General features: G+C 69.8%; 19 protein-coding genes. 8 read left to right on the forward strand and 11 right to left on the reverse strand.

The features are described 5' to 3' along the window. Positions 1–23: 23 nt before the first annotated feature. The 4 genes from Phou_RS55195 to Phou_RS44540 form a co-directional block, all read right to left on the reverse strand. Positions 24–257 (reverse strand): hypothetical protein, encoded by a 234-nt coding sequence (locus Phou_RS55195; RefSeq protein ID WP_308785062.1) that lies wholly within the window; start codon positions 255–257, stop codon positions 24–26. 49 nt (positions 258–306) lie between these two features. Continuing rightward, entirely contained in the window at positions 307–1,044 is a 738-nt protein-coding gene (locus Phou_RS44530) for a diacylglycerol/lipid kinase family protein (RefSeq protein WP_308785063.1), read from the reverse strand. Next, positions 1,044–1,496 (reverse strand): alpha/beta fold hydrolase, encoded by a 453-nt coding sequence (locus Phou_RS44535; RefSeq protein WP_173069977.1) that lies wholly within the window; start codon positions 1,494–1,496, stop codon positions 1,044–1,046. The genes Phou_RS44530 and Phou_RS44535 overlap by 1 nt, the downstream gene beginning before the upstream one ends. A 73-nt stretch (positions 1,497–1,569) precedes the next feature. Next, the gene (locus tag Phou_RS44540) at positions 1,570–1,875 is read right to left on the reverse strand and encodes a hypothetical protein (RefSeq protein WP_173069979.1); all 306 of its coding nucleotides are present in this window, start codon (positions 1,873–1,875) and stop codon (positions 1,570–1,572) included. 367 nt (positions 1,876–2,242) lie between these two features. Here Phou_RS44540 and Phou_RS44545 point away from each other — a divergent pair, with 367 nt between their 5' ends. The 3 genes from Phou_RS44545 (at position 2,243) to tkt (ending at position 6,111) form a co-directional block, all read left to right on the forward strand. Then, positions 2,243–2,986 carry an alpha/beta fold hydrolase gene (locus tag Phou_RS44545; RefSeq protein ID WP_246274609.1) on the forward strand — a complete coding sequence of 248 codons (744 nt, stop codon included), beginning with the start codon at positions 2,243–2,245 and terminating at the stop codon, positions 2,984–2,986. Between the two features lie 239 nt (positions 2,987–3,225). Then, on the forward strand, positions 3,226–3,789 hold the full coding sequence (locus Phou_RS44550) for a hypothetical protein (RefSeq protein ID WP_173069981.1): 564 nt from the start codon (positions 3,226–3,228) through the stop codon (positions 3,787–3,789). Between the two features lie 102 nt (positions 3,790–3,891). Continuing rightward, positions 3,892–6,111, forward strand: a complete 2,220-nt coding sequence (tkt, locus tag Phou_RS44555) for a transketolase (protein WP_173069983.1) — start codon at positions 3,892–3,894, stop codon at positions 6,109–6,111. A 10-nt stretch (positions 6,112–6,121) separates the two neighbouring features. Here the strand turns inward: tkt and Phou_RS44560 are convergent, their stop codons facing one another. Then, on the reverse strand, positions 6,122–6,916 hold the full coding sequence (locus Phou_RS44560) for a nitroreductase family protein (RefSeq protein WP_246274611.1): 795 nt from the start codon (positions 6,914–6,916) through the stop codon (positions 6,122–6,124). A gap of 606 nt (positions 6,917–7,522) precedes the next feature. On the opposite strand from Phou_RS44560, the gene Phou_RS44565 reads away from it, so the two are divergent. The 5 genes from Phou_RS44565 (at position 7,523) to Phou_RS44585 (ending at position 14,063) form a co-directional block, all read left to right on the forward strand. Continuing rightward, entirely contained in the window at positions 7,523–8,347 is an 825-nt protein-coding gene (locus Phou_RS44565) for a SigB/SigF/SigG family RNA polymerase sigma factor (protein ID WP_246274613.1), read from the forward strand. An 844-nt stretch (positions 8,348–9,191) separates the two neighbouring features. Then, entirely contained in the window at positions 9,192–10,193 is a 1,002-nt protein-coding gene (locus tag Phou_RS44570) for a glycosyltransferase family 4 protein (RefSeq protein ID WP_173069987.1), read from the forward strand. Positions 10,194–10,396: 203 nt separating this feature from the next. Continuing rightward, on the forward strand, positions 10,397–11,557 hold the full coding sequence (locus tag Phou_RS44575; RefSeq protein ID WP_173069989.1) for a glycosyltransferase: 1,161 nt from the start codon (positions 10,397–10,399) through the stop codon (positions 11,555–11,557). Continuing rightward, on the forward strand, positions 11,554–12,594 hold the full coding sequence (locus Phou_RS44580) for a glycosyltransferase (protein ID WP_173069991.1): 1,041 nt from the start codon (positions 11,554–11,556) through the stop codon (positions 12,592–12,594). Before Phou_RS44575 ends, Phou_RS44580 begins: the two co-directional genes overlap by 4 nt. Beyond that, positions 12,591–14,063, forward strand: a complete 1,473-nt coding sequence (locus Phou_RS44585; RefSeq protein ID WP_173069994.1) for a glycoside hydrolase family 130 protein — start codon at positions 12,591–12,593, stop codon at positions 14,061–14,063. The genes Phou_RS44580 and Phou_RS44585 overlap by 4 nt, the downstream gene beginning before the upstream one ends. 48 nt (positions 14,064–14,111) lie before the next feature. Here the strand turns inward: Phou_RS44585 and groL are convergent, their stop codons facing one another. From groL to Phou_RS44610, 6 genes are all read right to left on the reverse strand, one after another. Beyond that, positions 14,112–15,698, reverse strand: coding sequence for a chaperonin GroEL (gene groL / locus Phou_RS44590; protein WP_173069996.1), 1,587 nt, complete (start codon positions 15,696–15,698; stop codon positions 14,112–14,114). Between the two features lie 609 nt (positions 15,699–16,307). Then, positions 16,308–16,427 carry a hypothetical protein gene (locus tag Phou_RS55930; protein WP_503827020.1) on the reverse strand — a complete coding sequence of 40 codons (120 nt, stop codon included), beginning with the start codon at positions 16,425–16,427 and terminating at the stop codon, positions 16,308–16,310. Positions 16,428–16,500: 73 nt separating this feature from the next. Beyond that, positions 16,501–17,232 carry a tetratricopeptide repeat protein gene (locus tag Phou_RS51770; protein WP_246274797.1) on the reverse strand — a complete coding sequence of 244 codons (732 nt, stop codon included), beginning with the start codon at positions 17,230–17,232 and terminating at the stop codon, positions 16,501–16,503. Then, the gene (locus Phou_RS51775) at positions 17,130–18,671 is read right to left on the reverse strand and encodes an NB-ARC domain-containing protein (RefSeq protein WP_218579594.1); all 1,542 of its coding nucleotides are present in this window, start codon (positions 18,669–18,671) and stop codon (positions 17,130–17,132) included. The genes Phou_RS51770 and Phou_RS51775 overlap by 103 nt, the downstream gene beginning before the upstream one ends. A gap of 47 nt (positions 18,672–18,718) precedes the next feature. Beyond that, the gene (locus tag Phou_RS44600) at positions 18,719–19,129 is read right to left on the reverse strand and encodes a Het-E N-terminal domain-containing protein (RefSeq protein WP_173069998.1); all 411 of its coding nucleotides are present in this window, start codon (positions 19,127–19,129) and stop codon (positions 18,719–18,721) included. A gap of 1,066 nt (positions 19,130–20,195) precedes the next feature. Continuing rightward, positions 20,196–21,440 carry an NsdA family TPR-like regulatory protein gene (locus tag Phou_RS44610; protein WP_246274615.1) on the reverse strand — a complete coding sequence of 415 codons (1,245 nt, stop codon included), beginning with the start codon at positions 21,438–21,440 and terminating at the stop codon, positions 20,196–20,198. Positions 21,441–21,642: the final 202 nt, after the last annotated feature.

The raw sequence follows: 21,642 nt of genomic DNA on the forward strand, positions 1-21,642 counted from the left end.
CACACTGCCCGTTCGACGCATTCTCAACCGTTGCTCGCTGCCGGCGTAGCCTTCTGTCCGGTCGTTGCGGTCTCCCCGAGGCGGTGGCCGCGCTCGGCGGCCGCGTCGGCGTCCTCGGCCAGGTCCGGGTGGTCGGCCGGTAGCGGCACGCACATCCAGAGCGCCTTCGGCTGTACCTGTACGTCCAGCAGCCGGCCGGCCTCGATGAGGTCGCCGTCGAGCTGGCGGGGCTGCGCCCGATCGCTGGCAATCTCCACGCGGCTCCCCGGTACACCTCCATGGAGGGCACCCGTTCCTTGCGCCGCACTACCGCCCAGCCCAGCGCCAGCCAGTGCCGCAGGAGGCGGGGGTCAGGATCGCGACGTCCAGCAGGCCGTCGTCGGGGCGTGCCTCAGTCAGCAGGCGTACGCCGCCCTGAAGGCGTCCGACGTTGGCCACGAGCACGGTCTGTGCCTTGCGCCGGATCGGCTTGCCGCCGTCGATGCGGACGGTGACGTTCATCCGGCGGTCCGTGACGTGTCGCAGGGCTCCGGCGATGTACGCCGGCCAGCCGAAGCGTGCCTTCGCGGTGTCCGAGGTCGCGTCGAGCATGCGGGCGTCGAAGCCCATGCCGGCCATCACGGTGAAGTGCTGACCGTCGACCTCACCCACGTCCAGCCGGCGCAGGCCGCCTTCCAGGGCCACTTCGAGCCCGGCGGCCACATCGGTGGAGAGGCCCAGGTTCGCGGCGAGCAGGTTGCCGGTACCCGCCGGCAGGACCGCCATCGCGGTGTCGGTGCCCATGAGCGCGGAGACCGCCGAGAGGATTGTGCCGTCCCCGCCGGCGACGAAAACGATCTCCGCGCCAGTGGCGACCGCGTCCGCGGTCTGGCTGCGTCCGGGCTCCTCCGAAGTGGTCTGGTACCACCGCGGTGCCGGCCAACCGGCCGCGGTCAGCGCGCCGTCGACAGTCGCGCGGAACTCGTCGAGGTCGTCGACCTTGACGGGGTTGACGACCACGGCTGACCGGACCGGCCGGGTCACGGATCTCTCGACGACGTCCATCACTTCGCCCCGCCGCCGGTTGGAGCCGCTTTCAGGTCTGGTGCCCGGTCGCTCGGCCGGCTGATGACCCGGCGCTGGTCCGCTCGGGCACATCGGAACGGCCGCGTCGAGGCGAGAAACGCACGCAGCGGCGGCCTGGTGAGCGGGCGCGGCAGGTGTGCGAGGCCGGCGACGACGACCTGGGCGGCGGGCAGCGTGGCGGCGCGCAGCATCGGATTGAGCTGCGGACCGAAGTCGCCCCCAGGGACCTCGGAGTCACCGTGGCCGGGCAGGTCGGGGGCGATCACCGTGTGGGTGGCCGCGAGCTTTTCGACGAGGTACCGCCAGGTATGGCGGGTCCCGCCGAGCCCATGCACGAGCAGCGGTTCGCCCGATCCGGCGGTGGTGTAGGCGACGAAACCGCAGGGCAGGTCGATGCGGCCGGATGTGGGCGACGCGAGCGGGTGGCTCATGACGGTGGTAATCGGATCTCCTGGGGTGTGAAAAGGGGGCCTGCCGCCCAACGGGGCGGCAGGCACACCAGGGTCAGACGTTGTTGCGGTCGCGGCTGCCAGACTTGGCCAGGCCGCGGCTGATCATGTATCCGACGGTCAGCAGGACGATGTACAGCCACGCGCGATCAGCCCGGAAGTAGTCGACCGCGCCGCCGTTGTCGCCGTTGCCGTTTCCGTCGACGACGAGGGATGCGATCAGCACGGCTACGACGGCGACCGCGTACGCGATGAATTCCGTCGTCTTGAACCCGGGCTTGGTCTCCCTGACCAGACGCTGCGGCCGGTCCGTGTGGACGGCGCCGTCTTGCCGGAAAGACCCGGCGGTGGAAGTAGCCACAAAAATCTCCAAGCGATAATTCGGCGGTTTCGCCGGGCAATCCTGAGAATCAGTCCGCCTTGATCTTGTAGATGCGGGCGGAATGCGCTGGTGCGAACGGAGCACCAATCGATTGCTCCCAATGCATACCCGTGACGACCCCGAGTAAACGAATCGGCCGGATACGGCGAGGTGACGGCAGGCACAGCGCCGGGACGCGATTGACCGGTGTTGCAGGCGTGCCGTGATTGGCCGCGGTTGGCTCGGGTACCCCCAAAGTGTGATGAGCCTAGGTAGGGCCCGGATGAGTCCGGCACAACGGCGCCTGGCCGGCGCTGCCCCGCGCCCTGCCGGTGGATTCGTCAGCCGACGCGTCGACGTCGCCGGCGTGCGCCTGCACGTGCGTGAACGCGCCGATCTCGGATCGGCCCAGCCGGCGTGGGTTCTGCTGCACGGTCTCGCGGTATCGCACCGCTACCTGATGCCGACCGCGGCGGCGCTGACCGCAAGCCCGACGTACGTCCCGGATCTTCCCGGCTTCGGGCTGTCGGGCAAACCGTCTCGGGTGTTCGACCCCGCCGATCATGCTCATACCGTCGCGGCGTGGATGGACGCGGCCGGCATTGCCGAGGCATATGTTCTCGGCAACTCGTTCGGCTGCCAGGTCGCGGTCGAGTTGGCGGTGCGGCGACCGGATCTTGTCGCGGCGCTGGTGCTGGTAGGGCCGACGGTCGACCCCGCGGCACCCACCGCCGGAGGGCAGATCGGGCGCTGGCTGCGCGACCTGCTCAGCGAGGACCCGCGCCAGGCAGGCATCATCGCGGCCGACGTCCGCGACGCCGGTCCGCGCAGGATCCTCGGAACCCTGCGCCACAGCGTCCGCCATGACATGCGGCGAAGGCTCCGCGAGGTGACCGCGCCAACGCTCGTGACGCGCGGTGAACACGATCCGATCGCCCCGCACCGCTGGATCAGCGAGGCAGCGGCCCTGGTCCGGCATGGGAGCACCGCACAGGTGCCCAGAGCCGCGCACAACGCGGTGACCACGGCTGGCGACGTCGTCGCCGCGCAGGCCACCCAGTTCGTCGCCGTCCATGCCCGGGCGGGACGCGACCTCGGCGAAGCGCGCTGAGTTGATGCCGTGCCGTGAGGCGGGCCACGAATTGGCAGGTTTGGTTTGCCCGGTCATGACGTGGGCATTCAATTTCTATCTCTTGCGGTAAGCCCGCAGAAACAGGCGACGCGTGGGGTAGCCGCGTCGAGGGCGCAGAGAAGGTCCAGAACGACTTTCGGCCACCGCCCGTACGACCACCAAGGTACGGCCGGAACGGGTCGTGTCCATTTTCGAGTCACTGGCACTGGGAGTGCATCATGAACGAACGTCATACGGTTGTCCGCACCTTGCACGACATGGGCGCGGCTATTTGGTTGGGCGGTTCCTTGATGGGAGCCGTCGGTCTCAACGGTGCGTCGAGGGACGTGCGCGACTCCGGCGACCGGGCCCGTGTGGCCTCGGCCGGGTGGGCCCGATGGGCTCCGGTTTCCGCGGCGGCTGTCGGGGCGCATGTTGTCGGCGGACTCGGTCTGCTGTTGGCAAATCGTGGCCGGGTTCGCGGCCAGTCGGGGGTCACCGCGAACACAGCGATCAAGACGGTCCTGACCGTGGTCGCGATCGGCACCACGGTCTACAGCGGCGTACTGGGTGCGAAGGTGGCCAAGGCCGGCAGGGTGAACGCCGAGAGCGGCACTGTCGCGTCGCCCGAAACGCCGGACGACGTCGCCACCGCGCAACAGCAGTTGCGGGGTCTGCAGTGGGCCACGCCCGTGCTGACCGCCGCCATCGTCGCGTTGGGATCGCAGCAGGGTGAGCAGCAACGTCCTGGGCAGATGTTCGACGGCTTCACCACCAAGGTCGCCCGGCTCGCCGGTCGCTGATCAAGATCGGCTGGCGACGGGCGAGGCAGCGGCCGGCGGGGGCCGGCCGCTGCCTCACGGTCCGTCGCCATTTCCGCATTTCACCAGTCAGGAGCGCAGCGCATGAGCGAACGGATCGGAACAGCCGGTGCGGTGGTCGGCCGGGACGCCGGGGTGGGCTGGCCGGTGGCCGACCGCGCCGGTTGGGACGCGGTGGACGTCCGCGCGGTGGACACCGTGCGGCTGCTGGCCGCGGACGCGGTACAGAAGGTCGGCAACGGCCATCCCGGTACCGCGATGAGCCTCGCGCCGCTGGCATACCTGCTGTTTCAGAAGGTGATGCGGCACGACCCGAACGATGACCAGTGGCTGGGTCGGGACCGGTTCGTCTTGTCCTGCGGCCACTCGAGTCTCACCCTTTACATTCAGCTGTACCTGGCCGGCTACGGCCTCGAACTGAGCGACCTGCGGGCGTTGCGCACGTGGGGCTCGGCCACCCCGGGGCATCCGGAGTTTCGGCACACCCGCGGCGTGGAGGTCACCACCGGGCCGCTCGGACAGGGTGTGGCCAACGCCGTCGGGATGGCACTGGCCGCGCGGCGCGAACGGGGACTGCTGGACCCTGAGACGGCACCGGGGCAGAGCCCGTTCGACCACCACGTGTACGTGCTCGCCTCCGACGGCGACCTGATGGAAGGCGTCGCCGCCGAGGCAAGTTCCCTCGCCGGTCACCAGGAGCTGGGCAACCTGGTGCTGTTCTACGACTCGAACCACATCTCCATCGAGGACGACACCGACATCTCGTTCAGCGAAGACGTCGCCGCCCGCTACGCCGCCTACGGCTGGCACGTACAGACGGTCGACTGGACCTCGACCGGCGCCTACGTCGAGGACGTCGACGCGCTGCTGGCCGCCACCGAAGCGGCGAAGGCCGACACCACGCGGCCGTCGATCATCGTGCTTCGCACCATCATCGGCTGGCCGGCCCCGACCAAGCAGAACACCGGAAAGGCGCACGGCTCCGCCCTGGGCGATGAAGAGATCGCCGCGACCAAGCGACTGCTCGGCTTCGACCCGTTGCACACGTTCACCGTCGAGGACGACGTGCTGGAACGGGCCCGCCAGGCCGTGGACCGCGGCCGTTCCGTCCACGAGCGGTGGCAGCCGGGCTACGACGCCTGGCGCGGTGCGAACCCTGACCGGGCCGCGCTGCTGGACCGGCTCCAAGCCCGCCAGCTGCCCGCCGGCTGGGCCGACGCCCTGCCCAGCTTTCCCGCGGACCCCGATGGGATGGCCACCCGCAAGGCGTCTGGCAAGGTACTGACCGCGCTGGCGCCGGTACTGCCGGAGTTGTGGGGTGGTTCGGCGGACCTGGCCGAGAGCAACAACACCACGATGGAGGGCGAACCGTCGTTTGTCCCGACCAGCCGGCAGACCCGCCAGTGGAAGGGCGGCCCGTACGGACGCACCCTCCACTTTGGAATCCGCGAGCACGCCATGGGTGCGATCCTCAACGGCATCGCACTGCAAAGCCTCACGCGGCCCTACGGCGGGACGTTTCTCGCGTTCAGCGACTACATGCGACCCGCGGTACGCCTCGCGGCCCTCATGCAGCTACCGGCCATCTACGTGTGGACCCATGACTCCATCGGCCTCGGCGAGGACGGCCCGACGCACCAACCCGTGGAACACCTCGCCGTGCTGCGCGCGATCCCCGGCCTGGATGTGGTGCGCCCCGCGGACGCCAACGAGACCGCCGTGTGCTGGCGAACCGTCCTGGAACACACCGACCGGCCGGCGGGCCTCGTCCTGTCCCGGCAGAACGTGCCCACGCTAGCGCGCCGTCCCGGTGCGTACGAGTCGGCCGAGGGGGCGGCGCGCGGCGCGTACATCCTCGCTGACACCGGCCACACGCCGGACGTGATCCTGATCGCCACCGGCTCTGAGGTCCAGATCGCCTTGGAGGCGCGGAACCTGCTCACGACCGGCGGCCTGTCCGTGCGCGTGGTGTCGATGCCGTGCCGGGAATGGTTCGCCGCACAACCGCTCGACTACCGCGACCACGTGCTCCCTCCGGCGGTCCGCGCAAGGGTCAGCGTCGAAGCCGGTATCGGCCAGTCGTGGCGCGACATCGTCGGCGACGCGGGCCGGATCGTCAGCCTCGAACACTACGGAGCCTCGGCGGACTACCAGCGGCTCTATCGCGAGTTCGGGATCAGACCGCAAGCCGTCGCCGCGGCTGCCCACGACAGCATCCACGACACCGCCACGCTGCCCCGACCCGGCGGCCACCAGCAGGCAGCCACCCCCACAACCGGCGGCACCGGCGACCGCCCCGCCTGACGAGTTCGGTCTACGCGCTGCGGCTGGGCGACGGGATCTGGTCGATCGGCAGCTGCGGTTGTCGGGCCTGGCCGGCGTCGTCCTGGTCGGTGGTGCGGAGGCGCAGGACCAGGTACGGGTAGCCGACGCTGGTAAGCAGGACCCGTATCGCCTCGCGCGTATGGGTCATCTCGATGGTGGCGCTGAGCGGCAAAAGGGAGACGCCGATCTCAGTGGCCGTGAGCCAGGCCGCGGACAGTGCTTCCCCAGCGCGTAGCCAGTTGATTGGTTGGTCACCGCGGCCGTAGAGGATCGCGAAGAGCGCCGGCCGGTCGTGTGGCCCGGTCGGGCTGGGGCCAGCGTTCCAAGAGGCAAGCTCCGCCAACCATCCGGTCTCGTCGGTCTGGCCTTGGGCGAGGTCGGCTGCCGCGGCGAGGTCGAGTACCTGGTTCGGGTAGAGGACATGCAGCAGCGAGCCTTGGGCGTGGACCGCGGTGATGATCGCGGCTAGCGCGTCAGCGCCGACCCGCCGGCCGGACAGCTCGCGGCGGTCGGTGTGACGCAAGCCGATGGTCTGCTCCCGGCGCACCATCAGCGGCTCGATCGGTTTCGGCGCCGGGTCGTCCGCCTGTACGCGGGCCAGGTGCTCGGGGCGGGCGACGTCGGGCATGCGGGTCACGGTGGCGCGCCAGCCCTGCGCGCCAAGGCTGACCCGGGCGTGATGTAGTGCCGCGCCGCAGCTCAACGTCGCTAGGCGGGCGTCGGGATCGGTGACGTCGACGGGGCGGCTGGAGTCGAGGTGGAGATCCAGCCCGTCGCCCGTCATGCGCCACTTCCATGGCTGGGGCTGGTGGATCGATGGAGCGAGACCGGCCGCGGCGACCGCTTTGGCCAACGCCTCGGTCACTGGCGAGCCGGCTGCGTCGCGGCTGGGGCCGCCGTCTCCTGTCCGGCTCCGGCTTGGCGGGCCATGGGCCGCTTCATGTCCCTCGAACCGTCTGGCGATGCGGACGGCGAGCGCGAGCAGGAGCAACGTCAGGGCGACGACGACGATAACGGTCCACGCGGTTGACATTTGAAGATCCTCTCCGGGGCCAACTCGGCGAGCCGCCTGGTGTGCTTCCGTCCACAGTGGCCCAGAGATCGGGTGGTGCCTGCGGGCTCGTCGCCGTCGGCGACAACAATTGTGCTCGATACGCGATCTGGCCAACTCGGCCTCGATCGGTGAATGCCTCACTGGCGGCGTGCGCCGCCAGGGTCTCGAGCGACGCCTTCACTCTACGCCTGCTCGGAGCATCTGCTTCGGTAGCGGCCCGTCGCAGGAAGTGGGCCGCGGACCTATGCCATATAGGCGTTCGGGCGTAGTCTGGCAGCAGCGTTTGCTCCGGACCCCGGTGACGTGCTTGAGAGTCGGCCGCCCGGGGGAGGATCCGTGAGCACCACCGATTCGGTCGCGCATAGCGCCGTCATCAACCCTGGCATCGATACCGCATCGCCGGGCGGCCAACGGGTTGAGGCAGAGCAAACCACCGAGCAGGTGCTGATCCGGCGTGACGCTCTGCCGGCGGGCCATCCGCACCGCGCCACACTCCGCGCCAAGGCCATCGAGGAAAATCTGCCGATGGCCAGACGGCTGGCGCGCCGCTATGCCGGCCGAGGTGAGGTCCTGGACGACCTGGCGCAGGTAGCCGCGGTCGCCCTCATACGGGCCGTCGACCGGTACGACACGAGCCGGGAGGTGCCCTTCGTCAGCTACGCCGCCCCGACCATCCTCGGCGCACTCAAACGACATTTCCGCGAGAGCGCCTGGGCGATGCGGGTGCCGCGACCGACCCAGGAGCTGGCGGCCAAGATCGCGACCGCCACCAGCGAACTCACCCACCAGAGGGGCCGCTACCCGAGTCCCAGTGAGCTCGCCGAACACCTGCAGGTCAGCGTCGACGGCCTGAAGGACGCCATCGACGCCCGGCACGCCTACCAGCCAGCGTCACTCGACGCCCCGCAGCGCGGCGGCAACACCAACCTCGCCGACAATCTCGGTGGCCTGGATCCCCGGTACGCCCACGTGGACGACCGTCTCGCGCTCCAGCCACTGTTTGCCGCCCTGCCACCACGCGAGCAGCGCATCCTCACCATGCGGTTCTACGAACACATGACCCAGACCCAGATCGCCGACCAGATCGGCATGTCCCAGATGCACGTGTCCCGGCTGCTGAAGCAGTCCCTCGCCCGCCTGCGCACAGCGATGCCATCCTGAGGTCACCAGGGGGCGTGTCGGCGAGGGGTCCCAGGCGGAACCCGCCCGGGACCCCTGCCTTCCCCCTATCCCCTGGAAAGTCTCGATCCCGGTGCTCGCCACATCGACGGTGGCGCCCACAACCGATGTCGGTCACCTCGTCGCCGTCTGCAGCACACGCCACTAGAGGGCGGCATCGCGATGGGTGAGCCGTGAGCGCCGCAGCGCGGCCCCGGACAGAACAGCAAGCGACCAAAGGTCGGCGAAGCCCTGGTCCTGGTCATGAAGACCCCTTGGACGGTAGACATCCATGGCTATCAGCAGGATTTCGCCACCGGGGGCCGGGGTGACACCGTCACACTACACCGCGTCAAACTCATCGCGGCGCTCAAACCGTACCGACTTCGTCTACTTCAGCAGTTCGCGTGAATCCCCGCGTTCGTCCAACCGGCACAGTCAAGGCCGGTGCGGGACATCATCCTCGGCGGGACCGGCGTCAAATGGTGTCCGCAGGCGCGTCATCGCGGCCTCGCTCTCGTCAGGCGCGGCCTGGGGCGGGCCCGACGAGTCGGTCTCCGGCACCGAGCGGAAAAGATCTCCGTACGACCGGGGCGCCTCCCGGGCGCGATCCGGTGTTTGCTCACTGGTCATTTTCGGCTCCAATGCAAGCGACAAAAGAGGAGAGTGTGCTGCTCGCCCGCCAAACGCGAGCCGGCGGGTTGGTGGGCCGCCGCGTACCCTGAAGGTCAACGGTACGCGCAGCCGTACCAGCTCGCTCCAGGCAGGGCCCGCTCTGGCGCCGTGAGCCCATGCAAATCCATAGTGGACGGATTCCAACATATATGAAGATCGACTGGTCTGCTCGGTGAAGGTGGCCCTGCTCGGGCCGGTTGCGTGGCGCACACCGCCGCGCCACTACGGGCCGTGGGAGCAGGTGACAAGTCTACTGGCCGAAGGTCTTGTCGCTCGCGGTGTAGATGTGACCCTTTTCGCCACGCTGGACTCGGTGACCTCGGCTCGCTTGGACGGAGTCTGCCCGCGTGGATACGCCGACGATCCCAGCGTGGACGGGCGGGTGTGTGAGGCGATGCACGTCGCCCACGCGCTGGCCAGATCCGCGGAGTTCGACCTGATCCACAACCACCTGGACTGGTTGCCGCTGGCCTTCGCCGACCACTGCCGCGCTCCGCTGCTGACCACCGTCCACGGATTCTCCGGCGCGGGGATCCTGCCGGCGTACACGAAGGCGCGCTCGGCGTACGTGTCCATCTCCGACGCCGACCGCGCGGACGGGCTGGACTACCTCGCCACCGTGTACCACGGCGTTGATCTCGATGGGTTGCCGTTCACGCCCGTAGCGGGGCCAGGGCTGGTCGCTTTCGGCCGGGTGCACCCGGACAAGGGCACCCATACGGCGATCGAGATCGCACGGGCGGCGGGCCGGCCGCTGACGATCTGCGGGATCGTCCAGGACGAGCGGTACTTCACCGAACAGGTGGCACCACACGTCGACGGGGAGCGGGTCACCTTCCTGGGGTCGGTCGGGCCGCAGCGCCGCGGCGAGATCCTCGGTGCCAGCGCGGCCCTGCTGCACCCGATCGCCTTCGACGAGCCGTTCGGCCTCTCGGTGGTGGAGTCGATGGCGTGCGGCACACCGGTGGTGGCGTACCGGCGCGGGTCGATGCCCGAGGTGGTCGACGAGGGCGTTACCGGGTTTCTGGTGGACACCGTCGAGCAGGCCGTCGCGGCCGTTGCGCGGATCGCCACGATCGACCGGGCGCGGTGCCGGGCCCAGGCCCGGAGCCGCTTCGACGCCGAGCGGATGGTGACCGACTACCTGCGCCTTTATCGCGACATCATTCGCTGACAGCCGCTGCTGATAGGCTCGACAAGTCGAGATTCTCCGAGGATCCGGCACAGGTTCGCGGCAGGCCAGATCCCCGCAGAGGCGGAGGTCGGCGCGCGCCCGTTCCGCTCGCCACACACGCTGGCCGGTGGGCGCCTTTCCACGCGTGAGGCACGCGAGCCACATACAGGTGGGTGCGGGCCGACAACCGGAAGGCACGGTATATGGCCGGCACCTACGGTTTTCTCAGCACACATCCGCCGACCCGATGCGGGCTGGCAACGTTCAACTCCGCTTTGGCGGCCCACCTCGTGCCCGGCGGCGCGTCCGGCGGCGTGGTGCGCGTCACCACCGGCGGCGACGACGACGGCCGAGCGGAACGCACCCGCGTGAGAGGTCCGGGCGTCGTGCACACGTGGTCGGCGCGGAGCCGGACCGGCTGGTGGGCGGCGGCCGCGGCCCTCAACCGCTTCGACGTCGCGATCGTCCAGCACGAGTACGGCATCTACTCCGGACCCGACGGTGCGGACGTCCTGCCGCTGCTGCGCGAGCTCAACGTGCCCAGCATCGTGGTCCTGCATACCGTGCTCGCCCATCCCACCGCCCGGCAGAAGGCGCTGCTGGAGCAGATCGTGGCCGTGGCGGATGCGGTCGTCACCATGACCGGTACGGCTCGCGACCGGCTCCTCATCGGCTACGCCGTCGACGGCGCCAAGGTCACCGTGATCCCGCACGGCACTGCCGACCACGCCAGCGCACCGACCGAGACACGCCACCGTCCGCACCTGCTGACGTGGGGGCTGCTCGGGCCGGGCAAGGGCATCGAATGGGCGCTGCGGGCCGTCGCCCGGCTACGCGATCTTCAGCCGAGTCCCAGCTACAGCGTCGCCGGCAGGACTCACCCCAAGGTGCTCGAACACCAAGGGGAGGCATATCGCGAGAGCCTGCACCGGCTCGGCGCGATGCTGGGCATCAGCAATGCCGTCGACTACCAGCCGGTCTATCTCGACGAGACCGCCCTGGGCCGCCTGATCCGTTCAGCCGATGTCGTCGTGCTGCCGTACGACTCCCACGAACAGGTAACCTCCGGCGTCCTGATCGAGGCCGTAGCCGCCGGAGTCCCGGTCGTCGCCACCCACTTTCCGCACGCTGTGGAGCTGCTCACCGACGGCCCCGGTCTGCTCGTCCCGCACCGCGATCCGGCGGCACTTTCCGCCGCCATCCGGCGGGTCCTGACCGAGCCGGGCCTGGCCGCAAGCCTCACCAATCGCACCTATTCGCTGGCCCCGACGCTGCTGTGGCCCGCGGTCGCGGCGCGCTACGAGGCGCTCGCCGAGCGGGTCCTCGCCGCCCGCCCGCCGGCCGTCGCCGCGGCACAGAGATGACCGCTCCGAGCGTCGCCAAGCCCGCCGCCCGCCTCGCCGTGCCCGCTCCCAGCTTCGCGCACCTTTCGCGGTTGAGCGACGGCACCGGCCTGTTCGAGCACGCGCGGCACGCCACCGTACGCCGCCAACACGGCTACTGCACCGACGACGTGGCCCGCGGACTCGTCGTCACCAGCCGCGAACCCGACCCGCCCGCCGAAGTGCTGCGACTCGCGGAGTGCTACCTGAGCTTCCTCACCCACGCCCAGGACAGCAGCGGCGCCTTCCACAACCGGCTCGCACACGACCGGCGTTGGACCGACAAGCCCGGCGTCGGCGACTGGTGGGGGCGGGCCCTGTGGGGCCTCGGCACCGCGGCCGTCCGCAGTCCCGCTCGCTGGATACGTGACGAGGCCCTCACCGCCTTCACTCTCGGCGCTGCCCGGCGGTCGCTCGCGCCGCGCGCCATGACGTTCGCCGGGCTCGGCGCCGCCGAACTGCTCCGCGTCCATCCGGACAACACCGTCGCGGCCGCCCTGCTCTCTGACGCCGCCACCGCCGTCGGCGCCCCGGGCGACGGCCCGAACTGGCCGTGGCCGCAACCTCGCCTGTCATATGCGAACGCCGCCCTCGCCGAGGTCGTCATCGCCGCCGGGCACCTGAGCGCCGAAGGCCCGCTGCTCGATGCCGGCCTGCGCATGCTGACCTGGCTACGCGACATCCAGCTTTCCGACGGCCGGCTCTCGGTCATCCCGGCCGGTGGGTGGCACCGGCACGCCCCGCGGACCCGGTACGACCAGCAACCGATCGAGGTGGCCGCCCTCGCCGACGCATGTGCCACCGCCGCCGCGGCTACCGGCGACCCCGCCTGGGACACCGGTGTACGGCAGGCTGTCGCCTGGTTTCTCGGCGACAACGACGCCGGTACACCGATGTGGGACCCCGAGACGGGCGGCGGCTACGACGGCCTGACCCCGCACGGGCCCAACCTCAACCAAGGAGCCGAGTCCACCCTCGCCCTCCTCTCCACCCTGCAACACGCACGGCGATGGTCATGACCGACACACACCCGGACCTGGCCGTCCGGCTTGACGCCACCCTGCCTCCGGACCCGCGACGGGTGATCGTCAAACTCTTCGTGCCCGGTGAGGACGCCGCCCTGGTGCGCAGCCGCGCCTCCGCCCTCATCCAACGGATCGCACAACTCGGCGAGGACGAGACGAGCCAGCTGCTGAGCCAGACGCTGAAGCGGTTCGCTGGCCGGCACCACGACCTCGAATCGACCTTCCTGCACCACTACGACCTCGTCCACCACCGGGTCGATCGGACCAGCGACCTGACCGCCACGGCCCGTCTCCTCGTCGGCGCCTACTTCAGCCACGAGTACGCCGTGGAAGCAGCCGCCCTGTGCAACCCGTCGATGGTGCCGCACCCCGACCAGTCCAAACTGGACACCGGGCAGCTCCGCGTCGCGGTCAGCCTGCGCCAGATCGGCGAGGGCCACCTGTCCTCCATCGGCTTTGCCACCGCGGTCATCGGCCCCGGCGGCCGCCTCACCGTCGCCGACCGGTCCGGACCGCTGGCGACCGGCCAGCGCGCCAGCGCCCGCCACCGGCGGGACCTGCTCGCCGCCGGACTGACCGAGGAAGGGTGGGACAACGAGGTATCGGCGACAGTGCTCGGATCCCTGCCCGAGCGCTTCGACGACGACGACTTCGAACGGGCGCTCGGCCGCATCCCCACCGACCTGCTCACCCGCGCCACCACCCACGGCACGCTCGAACAGCTGCGCCGCATCGTCGCCGACAGCTACACAATGACCTTCCGGGCCGACGTCCCGCTGCACCAGCGGGTGCTCTGGCCGGCCACGGCCGCCGAGAGCAACGGGATGGAGGACGCCCGCTTCGTCAAGTTCACCGGTGACGACGGCATGTCCGCGTATCGCGCCACGTACACCGCCTACGACGGTCGGCACATCGCCGCTCGCATGCTCACCAGCGACAACCTGGACCACTTCCAGGTGACCCCGATGCGGGGGCCGGGCGTGCGCAACAAGGGCGTCGCGCTGTTTCCGCGTACCGTCGGCGGCCGCCACCTCGCGCTGTGCCGCTCCGACGGCGAGACCATCGGCCTGACCGCCCTCGACGACGCCAACCGCTGGCAGCCATCGGTGCCGCTGCACGGCCCCCGCCGCGGCTGGGAGCTGATCCAGGTCGGCAACTGCGGATCACCGATCGAGACCGCCGCCGGCTGGCTCGTGCTCACCCACGGCGTCGGCCCGATGCGCCGGTACGCCATCGGCGGCCTTCTGCTCGACCTGCAGCGGCCCGACCGCGTGATCGCCGAGCTGCCCGGCGCGCTGCTCGCTCCCAGTGACACCGAACGGGACGGCTACGTGCCCAACGTCGTCTACTCCTGCGGCGCCCTGTTGCACGCCGGCACCCTGTGGCTCCCGTACGGGGCAAGTGACGCCCGGGTCGAGTTCGCCACGATCCCGCTCGCCACACTCATCGACGCGATGGTATAGACGCGGCCCAGGCGCGGTGTTCGCGCTGCCCGGGCCGCGTCCGCGTGGCTACTGTGCCGGCTCCGCCGCCTTCTCGACGACGAGCACCTCGGTGGTCAGGAACAGCGCGGCGATCGACGCCGCGTTCTGCAGCGCGCAGCGGGTGACCTTGGCGGGCTCGACGATGCCCGCCTCGAACATGTCCACGTACTCACCGGTGGCGGCGTTGAGGCCGCGGCCCGGCGGTAGAGCCTTGACCTTCTCAGCCACCACGCCGCCTTCGAGGCCGGTGTTGACGGCGATCTGCCGAAGCGGCGCGGTGAGCGCGACCCGCACGATGTTGGCGCCGGTGGCCTCGTCGCCGGATAGGTCGAGCTTGTCGAAAGCGGTCGCCGCGGCGTTGACCAGCGCCACCCCGCCACCGGGCAGCAGACCTTCCTCGACGGCGGCCTTGGCGTTACGCACGGCGTCCTCGATGCGGTGCTTGCGCTCCTTGAGCTCGACCTCGGTGGCCGCGCCAACCTTGACCACGGCTACCCCGCCGGCCAGCTTGGCCAGCCGCTCCTGCAGCTTCTCCCGGTCGTAGTCGGACTCGCTCCGTTCGATCTCGGTGCGAAGCTGGGCGGCCCGGCCGGTGATCTGCTCGGCGTCGCCAGCACCGTCCACGACGGTGGTTTCGTCCTTGGTGACGACGACCTTGCGGGCCCTGCCAAGCGAGTCCAGGCCGGCGCTGTCCAGGGTGAGGCCCGTCGTCTCGCTGATGACCTGCGCGCCGGTGAGGATCGCGAGGTCGGCCAGCATCGCGGTGCGCCGGTCACCGAAGGCGGGCGCCTTGACCGCCACCGACGAGAACGTGCCGCGGACCCTGTTGACGACCAGGGTGGCCAGCGCCTCGCCCTCGACATCCTCGGCGATGATCACCAGCGGCTTGCTCGTCTGCATGACCTTTTCCAGGACCGGCAGCAGCTCGTTCAGGTTCGAGATCCGCTTCTCGACGATCAGCAGGTACGGATCGTCGAGGACGGCCTCCATCCGCTCGGTGTCGGTGACGAAGTAGGGCGAGATGTAGCCCTTGTCGAAGCGCATGCCCTCGGTGAGCTCAAGCTCGAGGCCGAAGGTGTTGCTCTCCTCGACGGTGATGACGCCTTCCTTGCCGACCTTGTCCATCGCCTCGGCGACGATCTCACCGACGGTCTCGTCACCGGCCGAGATCGACGCGGTGGCCGCGATCTGCTCCCTGGTCTCGACGTCGCGCGCCTGAAGACGCAGCGCCTCCGTCACCGCCACGACGGCAAGCTCGATGCCGCGTTTGAGGGCGATCGGGTTCGCGCCGGCGGCGACGTTGCGCAGCCCTTCGCGCACCAGCGCCTGCGCCAGGACAGTCGCCGTCGTCGTGCCGTCACCGGCCACGTCGTCGGTCTTCTTGGCGACCTCTTTGACCAGCTCGGCGCCGAGCTTCTCGTACGGGTCGTCGAGCTCGATCTCCTTGGCGATGCTCACGCCGTCGTTGGTGATCGTGGGTACGCCCCACCCGCTGTCCAGTACGACGTTGCGGCCCTTCGGGCCCAGCGTCACCTTTACTGTGTCGGCGAGAACGTTCATGCCCCGCTCAAGGCCGCGCCGGGCAACCTCGCCGAACGCGATCAACTTGGCCATCTGGGTCATCCTCAACATCGTCGTGCCCACAAACAGCACAGTTCGGGCCGACCTGCGATGACCGCTGCACGCGGTCCCCCTCCGGGGTCCCATCCCATTCGGTTGGCACTCACATGGGGAGAGTGCTAGCTACAGTGCAACACCAATGCCCCCGTAGCACAAGAGACAGCCGCGGTAACCCGCCTCCGGTCGCCGATCGGCCACTGGACCAAAGCGAAACGGTCGCCTCGATCACCGACTGCTGTGGTGAATCAGACGACCGTGCCCATGTGCGGTGTGCCCCCGGCAGGATTCGAACCTGCGCTCCCGCCTCCGGAGGGCTCGGCTCCAGCGCGTGTCGTTTAGCATCGCTGACCTGCGCAAACACCTGCACTGCCGCGAGCCGGTCACTAGAGGTTCGGCACGCATTCGGCACAGTTCGGTGGGCACGGCCGAGCCGCGCCGGGCAGACGCGACTCCCACGCTGTCGGTACGGTTCTGTACGCGGCGGACGTTGGCCGGCGCGACCTGACCTGGGTTGGTCGGCGCGATTGCCCCGTGGCTCCCCGTGCTCTCCCGTTGTTTGTCGCGCTCATCTGGCACAGGTCTTTGGCACACTCGGCTATGGGGTTAGCGTTCTTCTTGAGCGGGTTCGCTATCGGCCTGTCCCCGCCAGTAGGCGATGTTGTGGCGGGTGGTCAGCGTGTTGGGGTGGTCTGGGCCGAGCACCCGCAGACGGTCGGCGAGCAGTTCCTCGAACGCCTGGGCGGCACCGGCCGGATCCCCGGCCTCCCCCGCCCGTAGGCGATGTTGCCGCGGGTGGTCAGCGTGTCGGGGTGGTCCGGGCCGAGCACCCGCAGGTTGTCGGCCAGCAGTTCCTCGAACGCGTGGGCGGCACCGGCCGGATCCCCGGCCTCCCCCGCCACCGGGCGATGTTGTGGCGGGTGGTCAGCGTGTCGGGGTGGTCCGGGCCGAGCACCCGCAGCTGGTCGGCGAGCAGCTCCTCGAACGCCTGGGCGGCGCCGGCCGGATCCCCGGCCTGCCCCCGCCCGTAGGCGATGTTGTGGCGGGTGGTCAGCGTGTGGGGGTGGTCCGGGCCGAGCACCCGCAGCTCGTCGGTGAGCAGTTCCTCGAAGGCCTGGGCGGCACCGGCCGGATCCCCGGCCTGCCCCCGCCACCGGGCGATGTTGTGGCGGGTGGTCAGCGTGTGGGGGTGGTCCGGGCCGAGCACCCGCAGGTAGTCGGCCAGCAGTTCCTCGAACGCCTGGGCGGCACCGGCCGGATCCCCGGCCTGCCCCCGCCCGTAGGCGATGTTGTGGCGGGTGGTCAGCGTGTGGGGGTGGTCCGGGCCGAGCACCCGCAGGTTGTCGGTGAGCAGTTCCTCGAACGCGTGGGCGGCACCGGCCGGATCCCCGGCCTGCCCCCGCCAGTCGGCGATGTTGTGGCGGGTGGTCAGCGTGTCGGGGTGGTCCGGGCCGAGCACCCGCAGCTGGTCGGTGAGCAGCTCCTCGAACGCCTGGGCGGCGCCGGCCGGATCCCCGGCCTGCCCCGCCAGTCGGCGATGTTGTGGCGGGTGGTCAGCGTGTGGGGGTGGTCCGGGCCGAGCACCCGGACTGCCTCGGTGTGCAGTTGCTGGAAGTGGGCGCGGGCGGCGGCGACTTGCCCGATCTCGCCCAAGCTGTTGCCGGCTTGGAAGAGCAGTGGGTGGGCGTCGGGTTCGCCGTTTGGGGTGTGCCAGAGGTGGTTGCCGGCGGTGGTTGTCAGGGCGGTGGTGTTGGCGCGTAGGAGTTGACCGAGGCGGGCGGTGTGGGTGTCGCGTTCGATGGCTGGCCACAGCTGCACGAGTGCGTCGGCGGCGGTGTGGGTTAGCTGGGGGTGCTGGTTGTTGGGGGTGGCTTCGGCGACGACGCGTTGGACCAGGGCGTGTACCCGGATCAGGGTGATGTCGGTGTCGGGGTCGTGGACGGTGTCGGCCAGGCCGAGCCGGAACAGGGTGCGGGTGGTGTCGTCGGCGTCGTCGGCGTCGACGTCCCGGTCGAGGGTGTGCTGGTAGTGGGTGAGGGCGGCGGTGGTGGTGAACAGGTTGGCGGGGATGCCGTTGGCGTCCAGGAGCGCGGCCAGCCTGAGGATCTGGGTGGCCAATTGGTCGGTGTCGGTGTCGGCCTGGGTGATGGACAGTGCCCAGGTTTCGGTGACGGCTCGTTGTTGTTCGTCGGGCAGGGTGTTGGGGTGCAGCCGTTCCAGTCGGCGTTGCCGCAGGCGGGTGCGGTAGGCGGCGCAGGTCAGGTCGAGGTCCAGGATGTATGCGGCGGCCTGTGCCAAGGCGATAGGCAGGTACCCGAGGTCGGCGGCCAGCTGGTCTGCCTCGGCCAGGCGCTGTGCGGTGTCGCCGAGTTGCCCGGCCAGGTAGGCGTTTGCTTCGACGGGGGTGAACACCCCGACGTCGATCAACTGGCGTCCGGCTAGCAGGGCGGTGTCGCGGCGGCGGGTGGTCGCGATGGTGCGGCCGGTGGCGGTGTCCGGTGGCCATAGCCCGGTCAGGTCGGTCGGGTCGGTGATGTCGTCCAGCACCAGTAGCCACCGGCGGCCGGTGCCGGCCAGCCAGGCCATGAGCCGGTCGGCGGCGTGCTGCGGGTTCGAATCGTCGATGCCGGTCAGGTCGGCGGCCGCCCGGGCGTAGGTGTCGATGATGGTGGTGCGGCTGCTGGCGGTGACCCAGATCAGCAGGTCGAGTTGGCTGGTGTCCCATAGGCGGGTGGCCAGGTTCGCGGCCAGTTGGGTTTTGCCGACCCCGCCCATCCCGGCCAACACCTGACACACCACGGTGGTGCCGCCACCGGTGACCGCGGCGGTCAGCAGCCCGTCAGCGGGGCGTGGCTGCCGGCCGTGCGCGAGTCGTGGTACTGCCCCGACCCGGTGCGGCCAGCTGACCGTCGGCCGGTTACCGCCGCCGAAGTTGACGGGGCCGTAGAAGTCGCCGACAGCACCCTCCACCGATCCGATGCCCGTTCCGGGTGGGGCGGTTCCGGCAGCCGGGGCCGCTAGTGGGCTGCCGGGTCCTGTGGGGGGCGCGGCTCCGACGTCTGGGTGCGCTGGTCGAACGAGACCTGTTCGTAGAACTGGCCGACCGCGCCGTGCACGGTGCCGCTGATGTTGAACGTGGCGGCTGTCCTCGGATCGGCGAGGGCAAGCAGCTCGCGTGCAGCGGCCAAGATCTGCCCGTCATCGGCCGCGCCGCTTTGGCGTAGGTCGTCCCCGATCCGGGTCTGCCACACACCCGGCTCGGTCTCCTCCCCCTCCAACGCCTCCCGAGCTTGCTCCCGACCGGCGAACCGACGTTTGATCAGCTGTTTGAGTAGCCCGTAGGTGTCGGTGATCGCCTGGGAGGCGGTCCCGGTTATCCCAGCGCTGGCGCCGGCCGCCAACGCCGCCACGATCAGCTCCACACCCATCCCGACGCCCCCTTTGCCACCGAGTTGATCACTGTCCAGGCTGGACGCACCACGCAGGGTAGCAGCGACCGGCTATCGCCAACCGGCCCCGACGGCGAGGGCGGTCACCCATTCGGGGTGCAACACTGGCGGCTGCTGCTGGTCAGGCGGCCGGGCCACGCCTTGGCGTCGTGTTGTTGACAAAGGGGGATGGTGAGGCTTCCCGTCGCGCGGGCTTCGCCCAATCGGGCCGGGTGCCGGGTGGCAAACACGCTCCACCGTTTGCCACCCGGCACCCGGTCTGATTGCCTCCGGCGCGCGGCGGGGAGGCTTCCCGGAGCGCCCGCCGGAGGCACCGGCTCTTTCGGCCGGCCGCAGGCCGCCCCCGGCAGGGCCGCCGGAGGCGTTGCCTGTGAGTCGACTGGCCGTGCCGTCCCCCTTCGCAAGCTCGGGGGTTCCGTCATGCTCGTCGACAGGCTTTCATCACGCCGCTCCCGGCTGATACCTCACACGAGCGGGGACACATGTCCAGGGCGGTTTCGTCACGATGTGACGCGACCACGTCGGCGGCGTTTCGTCACGTGCCGCCGGCGCCTTCCGTGATGCCCGCGTCCGGCCGTCCCGCCGTAGCCGCGTCGTTGCTCTGTGAGCCCAGTGTTCGGCCGTCGTCGGTCGACGCTGGGCTTTTTGTCGTGTCCGGCCGCAGGTTCCGTCCGCTGCCGGGGTCGCGCGCCGTCGCCGAAGGCGTAAGGCGCGCGATTCCCGGCTGGCGCGTGCGGGCCGCTCGCGGCCCGCCTTGAAGATGTACAGAAAGTTCTCACCGTATCCTTGGGGCGTGCCGGTGGACCTGAGCGCGGAGTGGTGGACGACGTCAGACGTCGCCGCGTACCTGGGCGTCAAGGTGGCCACGGTTTCGAACTACCGGAAGCGCGAGCAGATGCCGGCACCGGATCTGACGGTGGGGCGGACGCACATGTGGCGTCCGTCGCGGATCATCGCGTGGCACGACTCGAGGCCACGGCCTGGCGTTGGCGGTCGGCCGGTGCCCGGCCGCGCTAGTGGGTCAGGGTCCGGCTGAGTGGGCGCCCTACTCGGAGAGGGTTCGCAGCTCGTCTGTGAAGCTGCGTGTCTCAGGTTCGCCTGCGTACTGCCGTTGAAGGGTAGTCGCGAGGTCGCGCGCCACCATCGTCAGTGACGGCAAGGACTTGCGGTCCCCCTGCAGCGCTCGCCGTCCCAGCGCTAGCGCGTGGTCGAGGTCGCCAGATCGCGCGGCAACCACGCCCAGCGTTACGTGCGCCTCGGCGATACGCATGGGTTTCCGCTCGGTACCGTCGAAGTCGGTCGATGATCGTATGACTTCGTTGGCGTACACCTCGGCCCGACTGTCCTCGCCGACTGTCCGGTAGCAGTCCATGGCGTAGAAGTCGAACTTGGACGGATCAACGATGAAGTGGTTATCGAGGTTGTCCGGGTAGGGCAACGCTTCGAGCAGATTCCTGCCGTGCTCTAGCGCAAGCTCGACTTGACGGCGGTCGCCAATGCGGGCCCATGCCTTCGCGCGTTGGCCGGCGAGCTGGACCGCGACGCTGTGGTGAGGCGCAATCGCCTCGCCTGCCTCGGCGGCGGCAATGACGCCGTGATAGTTGCCCTGCGTCAGCGCGTACCACGCTCGCATCTCTTGTGCCCAGCCCATGACGTCTGCGTTGTCGGCTTCCTGCCCGAGCGAAAATGCGGCTTGCCTGGTCGCCTCGGCCTCCGGCCGCCGGCCCATGTCGTACTCGACGCAGCCGATCAGGAGAGCGACCGTACCGGCCAGCGTGAGCACCTCTCGGTGCTGGCTGAGCGTGAGCCTGCGGTCGAGTAGGGCTGTGATCCGGCGCAGCCATGCCTGTCCTTCGACATGGAGCTGATCCGACGTCATGTAGGGGTACTCACTGCAAAGGCGTTCGGCCGTAACGCGGAGAGCGTCGAGTGTGGCGGGCGAGACGTCGGAAGCACGTAGGCGAGACACGATCTCCAAGGTGTCCAGCCCGGTTGCGGCAAGTAGTTCCGCGTCTGCGTCGCGGTTGCCCTGCTGAGGGAAGAACGCCGCCGTCACGGTCCCAAAGGTCTTGGCGACCAGAGGCGCGTAGAACTCGTCCGGCTTCGTGTCGCCAGCCTCCCACCGTTTCCAGTTCCGGAGGAGGCTGCCGTTGTCGGGCAGTTGGCCGCCCGCATGTGCCCGCAGAGCCTCAACTGCTTCGGCCTGGGTCCAGCCGCGCGCTATGCGTTCCCTGCGGATTCGGCGAGCCCATACGGGCCGCTCGTCATCCCGCTCAGCGTCTCTACCCATGAGCCCAGTATGGCGCGTTCAAGCTGGTGACGGCTAAGGGACAACGACCTGTCACCGCCGTGACACCTGGCACTTGCCCGTCTCCGGCGGGATGGTTGTCGTAGCGCATTCGCTAAACCAAAGATCGCTTCTGATCAATCTCTCCGCTATCTGGGGATGGGTGGCAGTGCGTGGCGGAATACCAACTGAGTTGGTACTCTGC

Source organism: Phytohabitans houttuyneae, assembly GCF_011764425.1.
In the GTDB taxonomy this organism is placed as follows: domain Bacteria; phylum Actinomycetota; class Actinomycetes; order Mycobacteriales; family Micromonosporaceae; genus Phytohabitans; species Phytohabitans houttuyneae.